At 70.2% G+C, this 16662-nt stretch carries 13 protein-coding genes; 7 read left to right on the plus strand and 6 right to left on the minus strand.

Annotated elements, in window-relative coordinates; genetic code table 11:
- Window positions 1-65: 65 nt before the first annotated feature.
- Window positions 66-1448, minus strand: coding sequence for a glutamate-5-semialdehyde dehydrogenase (locus tag M4D54_RS00455; RefSeq protein WP_259889421.1), 1383 nt, complete (start codon window positions 1446-1448; stop codon window positions 66-68).
- 190 nt (window positions 1449-1638) lie between these two features.
- Here M4D54_RS00455 and M4D54_RS00460 point away from each other — a divergent pair, with 190 nt between their 5' ends.
- The 6 genes from M4D54_RS00460 to rbsD all read left to right on the plus strand — a co-directional run bounded on the left by M4D54_RS00460 (window position 1639) and on the right by rbsD (window position 7490).
- Window positions 1639-2655 carry a LacI family DNA-binding transcriptional regulator gene (locus M4D54_RS00460; RefSeq protein WP_259889424.1) on the plus strand — a complete coding sequence of 339 codons (1017 nt, stop codon included), beginning with the start codon at window positions 1639-1641 and terminating at the stop codon, window positions 2653-2655.
- Window positions 2652-4178 carry a sugar ABC transporter ATP-binding protein gene (locus M4D54_RS00465; protein WP_259889426.1) on the plus strand — a complete coding sequence of 509 codons (1527 nt, stop codon included), beginning with the start codon at window positions 2652-2654 and terminating at the stop codon, window positions 4176-4178. Before M4D54_RS00460 ends, M4D54_RS00465 begins: the two co-directional genes overlap by 4 nt.
- On the plus strand, window positions 4175-5155 hold the full coding sequence (locus tag M4D54_RS00470) for an ABC transporter permease (RefSeq protein WP_259889430.1): 981 nt from the start codon (window positions 4175-4177) through the stop codon (window positions 5153-5155). Before M4D54_RS00465 ends, M4D54_RS00470 begins: the two co-directional genes overlap by 4 nt.
- Before the next feature lie 69 nt (window positions 5156-5224).
- A complete protein-coding gene (locus M4D54_RS00475; protein WP_259889431.1) occupies window positions 5225-6184 on the plus strand; it encodes a substrate-binding domain-containing protein in 960 nt (319 codons plus the stop codon).
- Window positions 6181-7110, plus strand: a complete 930-nt coding sequence (locus M4D54_RS00480) for a ribokinase (protein ID WP_259889432.1) — start codon at window positions 6181-6183, stop codon at window positions 7108-7110. The genes M4D54_RS00475 and M4D54_RS00480 overlap by 4 nt, the downstream gene beginning before the upstream one ends.
- Entirely contained in the window at window positions 7107-7490 is a 384-nt protein-coding gene (rbsD, locus tag M4D54_RS00485) for a D-ribose pyranase (RefSeq protein ID WP_259889433.1), read from the plus strand. Before M4D54_RS00480 ends, rbsD begins: the two co-directional genes overlap by 4 nt.
- Before the next feature lie 207 nt (window positions 7491-7697).
- On the opposite strand, the gene proB is transcribed toward rbsD, so the two are convergent.
- The 5 genes from proB to M4D54_RS00510 form a co-directional block, all read right to left on the minus strand.
- Window positions 7698-8852, minus strand: a complete 1155-nt coding sequence (gene proB, locus M4D54_RS00490; protein WP_259889434.1) for a glutamate 5-kinase — start codon at window positions 8850-8852, stop codon at window positions 7698-7700.
- A 13-nt stretch (window positions 8853-8865) separates the two neighbouring features.
- Window positions 8866-10404 carry a GTPase ObgE gene (obgE, locus tag M4D54_RS00495; RefSeq protein WP_259889452.1) on the minus strand — a complete coding sequence of 513 codons (1539 nt, stop codon included), beginning with the start codon at window positions 10402-10404 and terminating at the stop codon, window positions 8866-8868.
- Window positions 10405-10556: 152 nt separating this feature from the next.
- The gene (gene rpmA / locus M4D54_RS00500) at window positions 10557-10811 is read right to left on the minus strand and encodes a 50S ribosomal protein L27 (RefSeq protein WP_193866839.1); all 255 of its coding nucleotides are present in this window, start codon (window positions 10809-10811) and stop codon (window positions 10557-10559) included.
- 36 nt (window positions 10812-10847) lie between these two features.
- The gene (gene rplU, locus M4D54_RS00505; protein ID WP_017824107.1) at window positions 10848-11156 is read right to left on the minus strand and encodes a 50S ribosomal protein L21; all 309 of its coding nucleotides are present in this window, start codon (window positions 11154-11156) and stop codon (window positions 10848-10850) included.
- Between the two features lie 278 nt (window positions 11157-11434).
- A complete protein-coding gene (locus tag M4D54_RS00510) occupies window positions 11435-14644 on the minus strand; it encodes an Rne/Rng family ribonuclease (protein WP_193866840.1) in 3210 nt (1069 codons plus the stop codon).
- Window positions 14645-15095: 451 nt separating this feature from the next.
- Here M4D54_RS00510 and M4D54_RS00515 point away from each other — a divergent pair, with 451 nt between their 5' ends.
- Complete coding sequence (locus M4D54_RS00515) at window positions 15096-16652, plus strand: cytochrome ubiquinol oxidase subunit I (RefSeq protein WP_193866841.1); 1557 nt, start codon at window positions 15096-15098, stop codon at window positions 16650-16652.
- Window positions 16653-16662: the final 10 nt, after the last annotated feature.

Here is a 16662-nt window from a genome sequence, read left to right on the forward strand (position 1 = left end):
GACGGGGTGACCGGCCCATCATCCCACAGCCCGCCCCGCGCACCGGGCGCGGACCCGCCGTGCGATCAGGCACGCACGTGCCCCTGACCCACCACCAGCCACTTGCCGCACGTCAGCTCCGGAAGGCCCATCGGACCGCGGGCGTGGAGCTTCTGGGTGGAGATGCCGATCTCGGCGCCGAAGCCGAACTCGCCGCCGTCGGAGAAGCGGGTGGAGGCATTGGCCATCACCACGGCGGAGTCCACCTCCGACAGGAAACGCTGCTGGCTGACCAGGTCACGGGTGAGGATCGACTCGGTGTGGCCGGTGGAGTGGGCGCGGATGTGCGCCAACGCCGCATCCAGGTCCTCCACCACGCGGATCGCGAGGTCCAGGGACAGGTACTCGGTGTCCCAGTCCTCCTCGGTGGCATCGACCACGTCGATGCCGTCGCCCGCGGTCCCTCCCTTGCCGATAGCCAGTGCGGCACGGGCCTGCTCGTCCACGTGCAGGGTCACGCCGGCCTCGGCCAGGGGCGCCGCCACCAGGGGAAGGGCGCGCTCGGCGATGTCGCGGTGCACCAGCAGGGTCTCCAGGGCGTTGCACACCCCGATCCGCTGGGTCTTGGCGTTGCTGATGATGTCCACGGCCTGCGCCAGGTCCGCGCTGGCGTCGAGGAACACGTGGGTGTTGCCGGTGCCGGTCTCGATCACGGGCACCACGGAGTGAGTCACCACGTGCTGGATCAGCCCCGCTCCCCCGCGCGGGATCAGCACGTCCACCAGGCCGCGGGCCCGCAGCAGGGCATCGACGCCCTCGCGCCCGTGCTGGTCGATCCCCACGATCAGGTCCTCGGGCAGCTCGTGCTCGGCGAGCACCGAGCGCAGCACCGCGATCAGGGCCGTGTTGGAGTGCAGGGCCGCGGAACCGCCGCGCAGCACCACCGCGTTGCCGGACTTCAGGGCCAGCCCAGCGGCGTCGACGGTCACGTTGGGGCGGGCCTCGTACACCATGCCGATCACGCCCAGCGGGACCCGGATCTGCCGCAGTTCGAGGCCGTTGCGCAGGATCGAGCCCTGCATCACCTCCCCCACGGGGTCCGGGAGGGCGGCCGCGTCGCGCAGCTGCTGGGCGATCGCCTCCACGCGCTGCGGGGTCAGGGCGAGCCGGTCGCGCAGGCCCGCCGCCATCCCGCTCGCATCGGCCGCCTCGAGGTCACGGGCGTTGGCATCGACGATCTGCCCGCTGTGCTCCACCAGGGCGTCAGCCATGGCCAGCAGCACGGCGTCCTTGCGGTCGCGGTGCAGGCGGGCCAGGGCCGGCTGGGCGTCCTTCGCCGCACGGGCGGCCACGCGCACAGCCCGCTCAACGGGGCTCAGGGCGTCCTCGCCCTCGGTGCCGGGGCTGCCGGGGGGCCCGGGGATCCCGTGAGCGCTGGAGGCACTGCTTGTCGTGGGGCTCGCGTTCATGGAGCAAGGGTAGGTCGCGCCGGGGAGCACCGGCAGGGGTGTCCAGAGACGCGTGCAGGATCCAGCTGTTGCGCACCACGCGCGCGCCGATTATGATCTAACCCACTCACTTTGGAAACGTTTCCACTCTGGGTGGCGCCGATCCTCCGGGCGGTGTCCCGTACACGACGACGTGTCGAAGGAGGAGCACGTGGCCAGACCGACCATTCGTGACGTCGCTACCCGTGCCGGGGTGTCCCTCGGCACCGCGTCTCGCGCCCTCACCGGGAACGGTTCCGTTCGCCCGGCCACACGCGAGGCCGTGCTCCAAGCCGCCAAGGACCTGGACTACAGGGTCAACTCCCTCGCTCGATCACTGCGTTCGAACCATACGGCAAGCATCGGCCTGCTGATCCCCGATGTGCGCAACCCCTACTTCTCCCAGCTGGCGCACGTGGTCGAGCAGAGCGCGCTCGAGCACGGTGTCACCACCCTGCTGTGCAACGCGGACGAGCGCCCGGAACAGATGGCCATGTACGTCGACGTGCTGCGCGAGCGCCGCGTGGACGGCGTCATCGTCTCTCCCTTCGCCGATGCAGAGCAGGCCCTGGCTGGCCTTGATGACGACGCGATCCCCACCGTCTTCATCGACAGGCGGATCCCCGGCTCCCCCACCCCATCGGTCACCAGCGATACCAGCTCGGCACTCGACGAGGCGATCGCCCTCATGTCCCGGCTGGGGCACCGCAGGGTCGGCTTCATCACCGGTCCTCGCACGACATCAACCGGTATCGAACGCATCGAACAGGTTGCCACCGCTGCGGATCACCACGGTGTGGAGGTCGAATGGCAGGAGGGAGACTTCCACCCCGAGTCCGGCCACCGCGCCGCCACCTCTCTACTCGGGAGCGGCGTGCGCGCGATCCTCGCCAGCGACGCCCAGACCACCGAAGGTGCTCTGAGCGCGATCGTCGAGCAGGGCATCGCTCTCGGTGAGGGCCTCCATTTCATCGGCTTCGACGGCACACCGGCCACAGCACTGATCCGTCCGTCGCTCACGTACGTGCGCCAGCAGGTCCAGGAGATGGCTGCGACCGCTGTCGATCTGCTCGTACGTCTGCGAGCAGGGGAGATCGTCACGTCGGTCCGGCTTCCCAGCACACTCGTCCTCGGCGGCTCCGCCCGGCCCGCCGCCGATCACCTCACAGAAGAGAGGTCCTGCGCATGACCGCCCCCTTGCTCCGACTGGACCACGTCACCAAGACGTTCGGGCCTGTCACCGTGATCGATGACGTGAGCGTCGATGTCCTCCCCGGCCGCGTGCAGGTGCTGCTCGGTGAGAACGGTGCAGGGAAGTCCACACTCATCAAGATGATGTCGGGCATCTACCAGCCCGATGGTGGGCGCATCCTGATCGACGGCAACGAGACCCATCTCCCCACGGTCAAGGCGGCCGAAGCCCACGGCATCGCCACGATCCACCAGGAGCTGAACCTGGTCCCTCAACTCAGCGTGGCCGAGAACATCATGCTCGGCAGGACCCCGCAGAAGCTCGGGCTCGTGGACCGCTCCTCTCTGCGTCGGCACGCCTCCGCTGCGCTTGAGCGCATCGGCCTGCGGGTCCCCCTGGACCGCCCGGTGGGAACCCTGGGGGTCGCCAAGCAGCAGCTCGTCGAAATCGCCAAGGCCCTCTCCCAGCAGGCCCGCATACTGATCCTCGACGAGCCCACCGCGGCCCTCACCGGAACGGAGATCGACCAGCTGTTCTCCGTGGTCGAGGATCTGCGGGCCGGCCAGGTGGGAATGGTGTTCATCTCCCACCACCTCGACGAGATCGCACGGATCGGCGACACCGTCACCGTGCTGCGCGACGGCCAGTTCGTGCAGCAGGTCCCCGCAGACACCCCGGAGAACGAGCTGATCCGACTGATGGTGGGCCGCGACATCGAGGACCAGTTCCCCCGCCGCGCACCAGAACAGCCCGGCGACGTGCTGCTCTCCGTGGAGGGTCTGAGCAGCGAAGGGCACTTCGAGGACGTCTCCTTCGAGGTGCGCGCCGGTGAGGTGCTGGGCATAGCCGGGCTGGTGGGCGCCGGCCGCACCGAGGTGCTGCGAGCCGTCTTCGGTGCTGACCGCTACGACCGCGGCACCGTCGCGGTTGCGGGCGATCAGCTGCCACCCGGGGACGTGGGTGCTGCGATCGAAGCGGGACTGGGCCTGGTCCCCGAGGACCGCAAGGCACAGGGCCTGGTGCTCGAGCACTCGGTGCAGGACAACACGGGCCTGGCGACATTCCGCCGTCACGCCCGCGCAGGGCTCGTGGATCGGGCCGGAGAGAAGCGACGGGCCGATGACGTCACCTCCCGGCTGAACGTGCGGATGGCCGGTCTCGGCCAGCCCATCCGCAACCTCTCGGGCGGCAACCAGCAGAAGGTCGTCTTCGGGCGCTGGGTACTGGCCGACACCCGCATCCTGCTGCTGGACGAGCCCACCCGCGGCGTCGACGTCGGCGCAAAGGTCGAGATCTACGAGCTGATCAACGCCATCACCGACAACGGCGGGGCAGTGCTCATGGTCTCGAGTGAACTGCCCGAGGCGCTGGGCATGAGCGATCGTCTCCTGGTGATGAGCGCTGGCCGCGCCACCGGCGTTCTCGAGTCCAACACCGCCTCGGAGGACGACGTCATGGCCCTGGCCGTCTCCAACATCGAACCCGCCCAGACCATCTCCTCGGAAGGAGAAGCGGCATGACCGCCACTGCCCAGACCACCTCGCCCACCCGGCGCTCGACCCTCTCGAAGGTCGGCCACTGGGCGATGAACAACGGTGCACTGGTGGGGCTGATCCTGCTGTGCATCGGTCTGTTCATCGCCACGCCGGCCTTCCTGACGATCCCGAACATCATCAACATCGGGATCCAGGCTGCCGTGGTCGCGATCCTCGCCTTCGGAATGACCTTCGTCATCGTCACCGCCGGGATCGACCTGTCCGTGGGGTCCGTCGCAGCTCTGGGTGCGATGGTCTCCGCCTACTCCTTCGCCTCTCTGAACCTTCCCGGGATCCTCACCGTGGTGGTCGGACTCGGGGTGGGCATGCTGGCCGGTTCGATCTCCGGTCTCGCGATCGCCTACGGCAAGCTGCCCGCCTTCATCGCCACACTCGCCATGATGTCCATCGCCCGCGGCCTGACCCTGGTGGTCTCCAACGGCACCCCCATCGATACGTCGGACACGGTCAACATCTTCGGGAGCCGCGTGGCCGGCATTCCCGTGCCGATCTTCGCGATGGTACTGGCGGGAGTGGTGTGCTGGTTCGTCCTCTCGCGGACCGTCCTGGGACGCTCCATGTACGCCGTGGGCGGGAACATCGAGGCCGCCCGACTCTCAGGCATCCCCGTCAAGCGCGTCCTGGTGTGGGTCTACGCCCTGTCCGGTCTGTTCGCAGGCCTCGCGGGACTGGTGCTTGCTGGGCGCCTGCGCTCTGCCGGGCCTCAGGCCGGCTCCGGCTACGAGCTCGACGCGATCGCTGCCGTGGTCATCGGCGGCGCCTCCCTGGCCGGCGGCTCCGGCAGGGCAACCGGCACCCTCATCGGCGCCATCCTTCTGGCAGTCATCCGCAACGGTCTGAACATCCTGAACGTCTCCTCGTTCTGGCAGCAGGTCGTGATCGGCTGCGTGATCGCACTAGCCGTCGGCTTCGACGTCTTCCGCCGCAAGACCGACTCCTGACCCCTGACAACGCCCTACCGCACCTACGCAACCAACCCATCGGGGCCGCGCCCCACGAAAGGAACAAAGATGTCCCCCGTCAACCCCACCCGACGTCAGACCCTCGGCCTCACCGCCGTCCTCGCCGGAGCCCTCAGCCTGGCCGCCTGCAACCGCGGCGGCGGGGAGGCCGGCGCCGAGGGAGGCGGCGGTGGAGGCACAGTCATGCTGTCGGTCTCCACCCAGACGAACCCGTTCTTCGTTCAGCTCGTCGACGGCGCGCGGAAGGCCGCAGAAGAGCTCGGGCTCACCCTCGAGGTGCAGGACGCCTCCGATGATGCCTCCACCCAGGCCAACCACCTGCAGAACGCCATCACCCAGGGGGTCGCCTGCGTCATCGTCAATCCCACCGACTCCGATGCAGTGTCCGCCTCGATCGAAGCGCTGAACGCCGCCGAGATCCCCGTGATCGCTGTGGACCGCAACGCCACCAGCGGTGAGCTGGTCTCCTACATCGCCTCCGACAACGTCGCAGGCGGCGCTCAGGCTGCCCAGGCCCTTGCCGAGGCCATCGAGGACACCGGCCAGATCCTCGTGCTCCAAGGCGTCCCCGGCGCGTCGGCCACCCGTGACCGCGGCCAGGGCTTCACCGAGGAGATCGCCAACCACGGTGACATCGAAGTGGTCGCGGAGCAGACCGCGAACTTCGACCGTGCCGAGGGTCTGAACGTCGCCACCAACCTCCTGCAGGCGAATCCGGACGTGGTCGGCATCTTCGCCCAGAACGACGAGATGGCGCTCGGTGCCATCGAGGCCCTCGGCCCGCGGGCGGGATCGGAGGTCTTCGTGGTCGGCTTCGACGGCACCGGCGACGGATTGGCCGCCGTCGAGGCCGGGACCATGCATGCCACCATCGCGCAGCAGCCCGGTGAACTTGGAGCCCAGGCCGTCGAACAGGCCCAGACCGTGGTCGAGGGCGGCAGCCCGGAGGCCGAGGTCCAGGTCGACGTGGTGGTGGTCACCGCCGAGAACGTGAGCGAGTACCTGTGACGGGCATCGTCGTCGTCGGCTCCATCAATGCCGACCTCAATCTGAGAGTCGAGCGCCATCCCGGTCCCGGGGAGACGCTGATCGGAGCAGATGGTTCGTTCACGCCCGGGGGGAAGGGCGCCAACCAGGCCGTTGCCGCCAGGAGGCTCGGTGCCGAGGTGCGGATCGTCGGAGCCGTCGGCGACGATGCCCATGCCGGAGCGGCACTGTCACTGCTGAAGGAGTGCGGCGTCGGTGTGGGCACCGTCTCCACCAGCCCCGGCACTCCCACGGGTCTGGCAGTGGTCACCGTCGACGAGCATGGGGAGAACACCATCGTCGTCGTCCCCGGGGCCAACACCACCGTCGATGCAGCCGCTGTCGGCGCCCATGCCGCTCTGCTCGAGGACGCCGATATCGTGGTCCTGCAGGGGGAGATCCCCCGCAGTGGCATCGAAGCGGCGGCCCGCCTCTGCGGTGGGCGGGTGATCCTCAATCCGGCCCCCGTTGTCGAGCTCGACGCGGAGGTGCTGCACCGAGCGGACCCCCTGGTCGTCAACGAGCACGAGGCAGGTCTGGTCCTCGGTTTGCTCGCACCAGGCAAAGACGTGCCCGAGGATGCGGGGGACATGCTGCAGGCACTGCGGCGCGCGGGGATCGGCTCGCTGGTCCTCACCCTCGGTGGGGAGGGTGCCCTCGTGCTCCCGGCCGGTGCAACCGAGGTCGTCCCAGTGCCCGCCTCACCAGTGGCGGCCGTGGACACCACGGGGGCGGGCGACGCCTTCATCGGGGCCCTCGCCGCCCACCTGCTGGGGTCCGACGACCTGGTAGAGGCCGCCCGCTTCGCCGCGCGGGTGGGTGCCTTCGCGGTGCGTTCGGAGGGTGCCCAGCCGAGCTACCCCTACATGACCGACGATCTGCCAGGTCCCACGGAGGCATCCCGATGAGGACGACCGGCATCCTTCACGCCCAGCTCGCCCTCCACATTGCACGTCTACGCCATACGGACACCTTCGTGGTGGGCGATGCAGGGCTACCGGTTCCTCCCGGGGTTCCCGAGGTCGACCTGGCCGTGGGCTTCGGCATCCCCCGCTTCGCGGACGTGCTCGATCTGATCCTCTCGGAGGTCGCGATCGAGGGTGCAGTCCGCGCCGTCGAGGCGGAGGGGCAGGATGCGGGTCGATGGCTGGCCGAGCGGTGCCCCGATGCTGAGGCGGTCCCCCACGAGGAGCTCAAGTCCCTCACTGCATCCGCGCGGTTCATCGTGCGCACGGGAGAGGCGTCCCCCTACGCCAACGTTCTCCTCCGTGCAGGCGTTCCTTTCTGACGATCGCGATCCACTCTGCAGCTGCGACCAGACTCTCATGAGCCGCCGGCCTGGGCGGCGACGACGCGGGTGCCAATCCGGTCGAGTTCGTGCTCGCCGCCCTGATGGGGTGCCTGAACGTGGTGATCCACACCGTTGCGAAGGAAAGGGCGTCGAGGTGCCCTCCCCGGCGCTGCCATCGAGACGGTCCTCACCGGCTCCTGAGACTCACAGCAGCACCATCTGGTCGCGGTGCACGGCCGGGCGGCGGAAGCGCTCCCCCAGCGACTCCCGCAGCTCGGCCGAGCCGTGGCCGCTCATCACCCGCAGCTCCTCGCTGCTGAAGCCCACCAGGCCGCGCGCGATCAGCTGCCCGTCCGGTGCGGCGATGTCCACCGGGACCCCGGCGGGGAAGGTGCCCTCGATCCGTGCCACGCCCACCGCCAGCAGAGAGCGGCGACGGCTGCGCAGCGCCTGGGCGGCACCTTCGTCCACGTGCAGGGTGCCCGCGCCGCGGGTGGCGAAGCGCAGCCACACCAGGCGTGAGCGGCGGCGCCCGTGGTGGGCGGGGAAGAACGTGCCCACGTCCTTCCCCGCGACGGCGCCGGCGAACTGCGCCGCCGAGGTCATCACGGTGGCGGTGCCGGTGGTGGAGGCGTGCTGAGCCGCGGAGAGCTTGGTGACCATCCCACCGGTGCCCACCTTGGAGCCCACCGAGCCGATGCTCACCCCGGCCAGGCGCGCCACGTCCTCCACCACGGAGATCCGCTGGGCGCCCGGCTCCCGCGGCGGCGCGGTGTACAGGGCGTCCACGTCCGTGAGCAGCACCAGGGCGTCCGCGCCCAGCAGCTGCGCCACCAGGGCTGCCAGGCGGTCGTTGTCGCCGAAGCGGATCTCATGGGTGGCGGTGGTGTCGTTCTCGTTGACCACCGGCACGGTGCCCAGGTCCAGCAGTGCCTCCAGGGCGGTGCGCACGTTGCGGTAGGTCTGCCTGCCGATCACGTCGGACTCGGTCAGCAGCACCTGACCGGTGATGCGCTCGTGCCGGGCGAAGGCCTCGGACCACGAGCGGGCCAGCAGGGCCTGGCCGACGCTCGCGGCGGCCTGTTGCAGGGCCACTTCCCGGGGCCGCTGCGGCAGTCCCAGCGGGGCCAGCGCCGCGGCGATCGCACCGGAGGAGACGATCACCACCTCGGTGCCGCGCTCCAGCAGCCCCGCCGCCGTGGCGGCGATCTCCTGCACCCGCGCATCGTCGAGCCGGCCGCTCCCATCGGTGAGGCTGGAGGAGCCGATCTTCACCACGATGCGACCGGCGCCGACCAGCTGGGCGCGGTCGGTGAGACGCGCGGGCTGCCGCGGTGCGCGGGCGAGGTCGGCGCTCACCGGGTGCTGCCGATCATGATGCGGTGCCGTCCTCGTCCACGGAGGGATCGGTCCAGAGCCCGGCCCGGCGCTCCTCCTCCATCGCTGCGAGTCGCCCCATGCGGGCGTCGGTGCGGGCGCGCTGCTCGGCGCGCTTCTCCTCGCGGGTGGGCCGGTGATGGTCCTCCAGGCGCCTGTCGGTGCCACGGGCGCCCAGCAGCTCGGCGCCGCCCATCATGGTGGGCTCCCAGTCGAACACCACAGCGTCGTCCCCCGGGCCGATCAGCACGGTGGAGCCGGCCACAGCGCCGGCGGCGTACAGCTCCTGCTCCACGCCCAGGCGGGCCAGGCGGTCCGCCAGGTAGCCCACGGCCTCGTCGTTGGCGAAGTCGGTCTGGCGCACCCAGCGCTCGGGCTTGTCACCCACCACGCGCCAGGCGGTCGCTCCCTCGAACTGCTCGGTGACCACGCAGAAGCCGGCCTCGTCCACCGCCTCGGGGGTGATCACGATGGGGGCGGCCGAGGGCTCGGGCAGGGCAGCACGGGCCTTCTCCACCAGCTCACCGAGCAGGAAGCTCAGCTCGCGCAGGCCCTTGTGGGACACGGCGGAGACATCCAGCACGGGCACCTCGCGCTCGGCGAGGCCGGCGCGGACCATGTCGGCCATGTCGGCGCCGTCGGGCACGTCGGTCTTGTTGAGCACCACCACGGTGGGTCGTTCCATCAGCGGGATCCGGCCCTCTCCGGGCTCATCGAGGCCTGCGGCGTACTGGGCCAGCTCGGACTCGATGGTCTCCAGGTCGCTGAGGGGGTCCCGATCGGATTCGAGTGCGGCGGCATCGAGCACGTGCACGATCACGTGGCAGCGTTCGATGTGGCGCAGGAAGTCCAGGCCCAGCCCTTTGCCCTGGCTGGCCCCGGGGATCAGGCCGGGCACGTCGGCGATGGTGTAGCGGTACTGGCCGGCCTCGACCACGCCCAGATTGGGCACCAGCGTGGTGAAGGGGTAGTCGGCGATCTTGGGGCGGGCTGCGCTCATCGCCGCGATCAGGGAGCTCTTGCCTGCGCTCGGGTAGCCCACCAGGGCCACGTCCGCCACGGACTTCAACTCCAGGATCAGGGTGCGCTCCTGGCCGGGCTCGCCCAGCAGGGCGAAGCCGGGTGCCTTGCGGTGCCGGGAGGCCAGGGCAGCGTTGCCCAGACCGCCGGAGCCCCCGCGGGCCGCCACGTAGCGGGTGCCGATGCCGGTCATGTCGGCCAGCACAGTGCCGTCCTCTGTGGCCACCACGGTGCCGTCCGGGACCGGCAGCACCAGGTCCTCGCCGCGGGCCCCGTGGCGCAGGTCGCCCTTGCCGAAGTCACCGGAGGAGGCCTTCTGGTGGGGCTTGTGGTGGTACGGCAGCAGGGTGGTGGTGGAGGCGTCCACCTCGAGGATCACGTCCCCGCCGCGGCCGCCGTTGGCACCGTCGGGCCCGGCCAGCGGCTTGAACTTCTCGCGACGGATCGAGGCGGCGCCGTGGCCCCCCGATCCGGCGACGACGTGCAGTCTCACGCGGTCGACGAACGTTGCCATGGGGCTCCTCCGATGCGGGGCGGGGTGGGTCCGTCACCGGGTGCGGTGCGGACGGTGGTGGGTACGCGTCGAGGGGCGGAGCTGTGGGCTCCGCCCCTCGAAGGCGAAAGTGGGAGTCCGGACGGGGCCGGACGGATCAGCGGTCGCTGCGCTCAGGCGCTGGCGACAACGCTGACCACGCGGCGGTCGCGCTTGCGCCCGAACTCGACGGTGCCCGCCGTGAGGGCGAACAGCGTGTCGTCGTTGCCGCGGCCCACGCCGTCACCGGGGTGGATCTTGGTACCGCGCTGACGCACGATGATCTCACCGGCGCCGACGACCTGGCCGCCGAAGCGCTTGACGCCGAGGCGCTGGGCGTTGGAGTCACGCCCGTTCTTGGAGGAGCTGACGCCCTTCTTCGATGCCATCTGGAATCAATCCTTCTCTCGTTACGAAGGGATCGCTCAGGCGATGCCCGTGATCTTCAGGCGGGTGAGCTCCTGGCGGTGGCCCTGGCGCTTCTTGTAGCCCGTCTTGTTCTTGTACTTGAGGATGCGGATCTTGGGACCGCGCAGCTCCTCGAGGATCTCAGCGGTCACCTTCACCTTGTCCAGATCGGACTTGGCGGAGGTCACCGAGTCGCCGTCGACCAGGAGGACGGGAGCGAGCTCGACGCTGTCGCCCGCCTCGCCGGACACGCGGTTGATCACGATGGTGTCACCGACCGACACCTTCTCCTGACGACCGCCTGCGCGGACGATTGCGTACACCACGTCACTGCTCCATCTTGGTTCGGGAATTGCTTGGTTCGGGACGTACCCGAGAGCCGGACTCGCGGACTCACCGCGCACCTGCGACCGTCGACCGGTCCTGCTGCGCCCTCGATCCACTCGAGAACACCCCAGGAGGGAGGTGCGGCCGCGCGACGCCCAGCGGGATCACGACTTCGGCGCGTTCTGCGCCAAGGGACAGCTTACGATCCCCGGGCGCGCCGGTCAACCATTCTTACCGGCGCGACCTGCGCAGATGCTGGCGGAAGCTGTGGAACTGGTCACCCTTCGGGGGTGACGGTCCCGCCGGGGCCGTCAGGGCTCGCCTGCTCGGGGTCAGTGCTGCCGGCCTCGGGGTCGATGCGGGTGACGGGCTCCGGGTCCCCGGTGCCGCTCGCATCGGCCGCGGGGGCCGACTGCTCGACGCGGTCGGCCTGCTCGGGCCGCTCGAGGGACCCGGCGTCGGCGGCGCGGGTGGCCTCGCCGGTGTCCTGCTGGGGCTGCTGGTCCGTCGGCACGGTTCCCTCCTGCTCTTCGGAGTGGCCGGGCTCGTCGTTCGCGGTGGGGGTCTGCTCCTGGCCCTGCACCGAGACGACCTTGCCGTCCACGGTCACCTCGGGGCTCGACTGGTGACCGGAGGCCGCCGCGATCGAGGCGATGGTGGCACGGGCCAGGGCCCGGGAGCTCTCGTCCTCCTGCAGGCGGTGCACGTCCGCCGACTGCGGGTCGATCAGCTCACCCACGGCCTCCCTGGCCTCCGCGGAGCGGGACTTGCGCCCGCCGCGGCGCCGACCGGAGCGGGAGGACTCCTCGCCGGAGCCGTTGCCGCCTCCGCTGCCGGAGTTCGAACCGTTCCCGTTGCCGCCGGTGTGGGAGTGGGAGCCGTCCATGTCCACGATCAGGCCGCGGCCGTTGCAGTGCTCGCAGGTGGCGGAGTACGTCTCCACCAGTCCCTGGCCCACGCGCTTGCGGGTCATCTGCACCAGGCCCAGCGAGGTCACCTCGGCGACCTGGTGCTTGGTGCGGTCGCGCCCCAGGCACTCGACGAGCCTGCGCAGCACCAGGTCGCGGTTGGACTCGAGCACCATGTCGATGAAGTCGATGACGATGATGCCGCCGATGTCCCGCAGCCGCAGCTGCCGCACGATCTCCTCGGCGGCCTCCAGGTTGTTACGCGTGACGGTCTCCTCGAGGGAGCCGCCGGAACCGGTGAACTTGCCGGTGTTGACGTCCACCACGGTCATCGCCTCAGTGCGGTCGATCACCAGGGAGCCCCCGGAGGGCAGGTACACCTTGCGGTCCATCGCCTTGAGCAGCTGCTCGTCGATGCGGTGCTTGGCGAACACATCCTCGGGGCCCACGTGGCGGGTGAGCCGCTCCAGCAGGTCCGGTGCCACGGAGGAGATGTACTCGTGCACGTCGTCGTGGACCTTGCCGCCCTCGACGATCAGGGAGGTGAAGTCCTCGTTGAAGACGTCGCGCACCACCTTGATGGCGATGTCGGGCTCCTGGGACAGAGCGGCCGGGGCCGACTTCGACTTCTGGGCCTTCTGGATCTTGTCCCACTGGGCGCGCAGGCGCTCGACGTCGCGGGTGAGCTCCTCCTCGCTGGCCCCCTCGGCGGCGGTGCGCACGATCACGCCCGCATCCTCGGGGATGATCTGGCGCATGATCTTCTTCAGCCGCGCGCGCTCGGTGTCCGGCAGCTTGCGGGAGATGCCGGTCATGGAGCCGCCGGGCACGAACACCAGGTAGCGGCCGGGCAGGGAGATCTGGCTGGTCAGGCGGGCGCCCTTGTGGCCGATCGGGTCCTTGGTGACCTGGACCAGCACGGAGTCGCCGCTCTTGAGGGCCAGCTCGATGCGACGCGGCTGCCCCTCCAGGCCCGCGGCGTCCCAGTTGACCTCGCCAGCGTACAGCACGGCGTTGCGGCCCTTGCCGATGTCCACGAAGGAGGCCTCCATGGAGGGCAGCACGTTCTGCACCTTGCCCAGGTACACGTTGCCCACCATCGAGGTCTGCGACTTCTGGGCCACGTAGTGCTCCACCAGGACGTCGTCCTCGAGGACGGCGATCTGGGTGCGGCCCTTCTGCTCCCGCACCACCATGGAGCGCTTGACGGATTCGCGACGGGCCAGGAACTCGGCCTCGGTGATGACGCTGCGGCGGCGACCGGCGTCGCGGCCCTCTCGGCGACGCTGGCGCTTGGCCTCCAGGCGGGTGGAGCCCTTGACGGACTTCACCTCGTCGCGGCCCTCGCGCACCTTGACCACGGTGTTGGGGGGATCGTCCGGGGAGCTGACGTCACCGTCGCTGGATCCGGAGCGCCGCCGGCGCCGGCGCCGGCGCGAGCTCGAGGAGCCGGAGCTGCCGTCCCCGGAGTCCTTCTCGCCGTCGGAGTCCTCGCTCGAGGGATCCTCGGACTCGCCGTCCTGGTCGTCGCTGCCGCCACGGGAGCTGTCGGTGCCGGAGTCCTGGTCGTCGCCGCTGACGCGGTCCTCGTCCCCACGGCCACGGCCACGCCGCCCACGGCCGCCCCGGCGACGTCGACGCCGGGAGCTGCCGGAGCCCTCGCGGCCCTCATCGTCCTTGCTGTCGCCGGAGTCGTCGCCGTCCTCGGAGGAGCTGTCGTCACCGGTGCTCTCCTCGTCGGTGCCGCCGTCCTTCCGGGCCTCGCCCGCGGTGGCGTCCGAGCCCTGCTCCCCCACCGAGCCGCTGCGACGGCGCGAGCGGGTGCGGCGGTGGGGTGCGTCCTCGGCGTCCTCGGAGGAGGCGTCCTCGGCACCGTCCGTGTCCTGCCCGGAGTCGGAGCCTGCGTCGAAGGAGAGGTCGGCGCTGCCGACGGGGGCGTCCTTCGGGCCCACCGTCGTGCGCGGCTGCGCGGGCGCGGGCGCCTGGAACAGAAGCGAGGCGAAGTCCTGCTGGGCCTGCTCACGGCGCGCCCTGTCGTCATCGGCCTGACCGGCAGCCTGCTCAACGGCCCCACCGCGGGTGCGGGTGCTGGCCAGGGCGCGCAGGTCATCGGCGACGGGATTGGCGTCCTGCTCGTCGCCGTCCAGCTCGTCCTCGTCCTCCTCCTGCGCAGTGGCGGGAGAGGAGGCGACGGCATCGGTGCGCGGCTCGGGCTGGGCGGCCGCCGGTGCGGTGCGCGGTGCGTCCTGCTGCGCAACAGACCCCTGCGGGAGGCCCTCGGAGCCCTCCGCGGCCTCGCCCGTCTCCGGATCCTGGGCGGCCGGCGCAGGAACGATCGGGGCTCCTGCAGGCGCACCCGCGCGGCGGCGGGGACGCTTGGTGATGGTCGGCTCCGCCGCGGCGGCGGTCTGCTCGGGCACCACCGTGCGGAACACGGGGGTGTCCGTCGGGGTCTCCGGGGTGAGGACGGGGGCCGGGGCCCCCGCTGGCGCTCCCGCGGCGCGGCGGCGCCTGCGCGTGGGGGTGGTGCCGGTCGAATCCTCGTCGATCGATGCGCGGTCGTCGGTGCTGTCAGCCATGTGGCCGTCTCCTTCTGGAGGATCCAGCGCACCCTGGGTCCCATGTGGTCATCGTCCCTGGGGACGGAAGTCTCTGGCCCTCGCCGCCGCGCTGCTCCTCAGAGGGAGCGCTGCGATGCTGATCGCGGGAGCCGACTCGGTCGCGTGAACTCGCGTTCCCGGAGCTCCGACGCAACAACGCCGGGAGGTTCCCCCACCCGGTACGGGGCAGGAGAGCGCCGCGGTCAGTATGGCACAGGGAGCTGGTCCGGGACATCGCGACATGCGGCGCGACACACGCCGCCGCCGGGCCGACACACCCCGCCGCACGCTCGTCGATCCCGACCCGGGGATCCTCGCGGTGGGAGACTGGCTACTGCCGGACCGGCGCGCATCCCGGGACGATGGTCCCTTCCTGCAACCCTGCCCGGTCGTACTTTCGTGACAGCGTGTCGTTCCCCTGGGAGGATCCATGGAAGCCCTCGACCTGGCACGGTGGCAGTTCGGCATCACCACCGTGTACCACTTCATCTTCGTACCACTCACGATCGGCCTGTCGCTGCTGGTCGCGATCATGCAGACCATCGCCGTGCGATCCAAGGACCCAGTCAGGAAGGACGCCTGGACGCGCCTGACGAAGTTCTTCGGATCGATGCTGATCGTGAACTTCGGCATCGGCATCGCCACCGGCATCGTCCAGGAGTTCCAGTTCGGCATGAACTGGTCGGAGTACTCCCGCTACGTGGGCGACGTGTTCGGCGCCCCGCTGGCCCTGGAGGGCCTGCTGGCCTTCTTCCTGGAGTCGGTGTTCCTGGGGCTGTGGATCTTCGGCTGGAACAAGCTGCCGGAGAAGATCCACCTGCTCACCATCTGGATGGTGGCGATCGGCACCATGCTCTCGGCGTACTTCATCATCGCCGCGAACTCCTTCATGCAGCACCCCGTCGGCGCCGTGCTGAACCCGGAGACCGGGCGGGCGGAGCTCGATCCCTCCCAGGGCTCCATCCTCTCGGTGCTCACCAACGTCACCACCCTGGCGGCGTTCCCCCACGTGATCTCCGGCGCCTGGCTGGTGGCCTCCGCCTTCGTCACCGGCGTGGCCGGCTGGCACATGGTGCGCCACCACAACAAGGCCCGCGAGCTCGGCATGGAGACCACCGACGGTGCCGAGCACCACCTGATGAGCCGCGACGTGTTCCGGCCCGCCGTCCGCTTCGGCGTGGTGGCCATGTTCGTCTCCGCCCTGGTGCTGGTGATCTCCGGCGACTTCCAGGCCAAGATCATGTTCGAGCAGCAGCCGATGAAGATGGCCTCGGCCGAGGCGCTGTGCGAGACCCAGTCCGGTGCGCCGTTCTCCATCCTCACCGTGGGCGGCCCGGACGCGTTCGCGGCCGACTGCGACAGCGTGACCCACCTGATCGAGGTCCCCTACGTCACCGCGATCCTGGCCACCTATGATCCGAACGCCACCCTGCAGGGCGTGGACGACCTGAACGCGCAGTACAAGGAGCAGTTCGGCGAGACCACCACGGACATCTTCGGCAACGAGGTCGAGGCCGACTACCGGCCCAACCTGTTCGTCACCTACTGGTCCTTCCGCCTGATGATCGGCCTGGCGGTGTTCAGCGCCATCGTCGCCTTCTGGGCACTGTGGGTGACGCGCGGGAAGGGCGACCAGGCCCGCACCACCGGCTCCAAGGCCTTCGCCTGGTTCACCGTGCTGGCGATCCCCATGCCGTTCCTGGCCAACTCCGCCGGCTGGGTGTTCACCGAGATGGGCCGCCAGCCCTGGGTGGTCCACCCCAACCCGCTGGACCCGACGGTGCGCCTGATGACCATCCAGGGCGTCTCCTCCAACCCCGGCTGGATGGTGCTCACCTCCATGGTGACCTTCACCCTGCTGTACGGGGTGCTCGCCGTGGTGTGGTTCTACCTGATGCGCAAGGCCGCCCTCAAGGGCATCCCCATCCCGCAGCGTGACGAGCAGACCGACGAGCTCGACACCCCGGCCATCTCCTTCGGGTACTGAGAAGGGACAA

Origin of the sequence: Brachybacterium sp. p3-SID1565 (genome assembly GCF_025143785.1) — a bacterium.
GTDB classification, from domain to species: Bacteria; Actinomycetota; Actinomycetes; order Actinomycetales; family Dermabacteraceae; genus Brachybacterium; species Brachybacterium epidermidis.

Bases quoted from the DNA above. Each gene is read 5' to 3' on its own strand.
- M4D54_RS00470 (WP_259889430.1), top strand. From the start codon at position 4,175: ATGACCGCCACTGCCCAGACCACCTCGCCCACCCGGCGCTCGACCCTC.
- M4D54_RS00475 (WP_259889431.1), top strand. From the start codon at position 5,225: ATGTCCCCCGTCAACCCCACCCGACGTCAGACCCTCGGCCTCACCGCC.
- M4D54_RS00465 (WP_259889426.1), top strand. From the start codon at position 2,652: ATGACCGCCCCCTTGCTCCGACTGGACCACGTCACCAAGACGTTCGGG.
- M4D54_RS00510 (WP_193866840.1), bottom strand. From the start codon at position 14,644: ATGGCTGACAGCACCGACGACCGCGCATCGATCGACGAGGATTCGACC.
- M4D54_RS00515 (WP_193866841.1), top strand. From the start codon at position 15,096: ATGGAAGCCCTCGACCTGGCACGGTGGCAGTTCGGCATCACCACCGTG.
- rpmA (WP_193866839.1), bottom strand. From the start codon at position 10,811: ATGGCATCGAAGAAGGGCGTCAGCTCCTCCAAGAACGGGCGTGACTCC.
- rbsD (WP_259889433.1), top strand. From the start codon at position 7,107: ATGAGGACGACCGGCATCCTTCACGCCCAGCTCGCCCTCCACATTGCA.
- M4D54_RS00455 (WP_259889421.1), bottom strand. From the start codon at position 1,448: ATGAACGCGAGCCCCACGACAAGCAGTGCCTCCAGCGCTCACGGGATC.
- obgE (WP_259889452.1), bottom strand. From the start codon at position 10,404: ATGGCAACGTTCGTCGACCGCGTGAGACTGCACGTCGTCGCCGGATCG.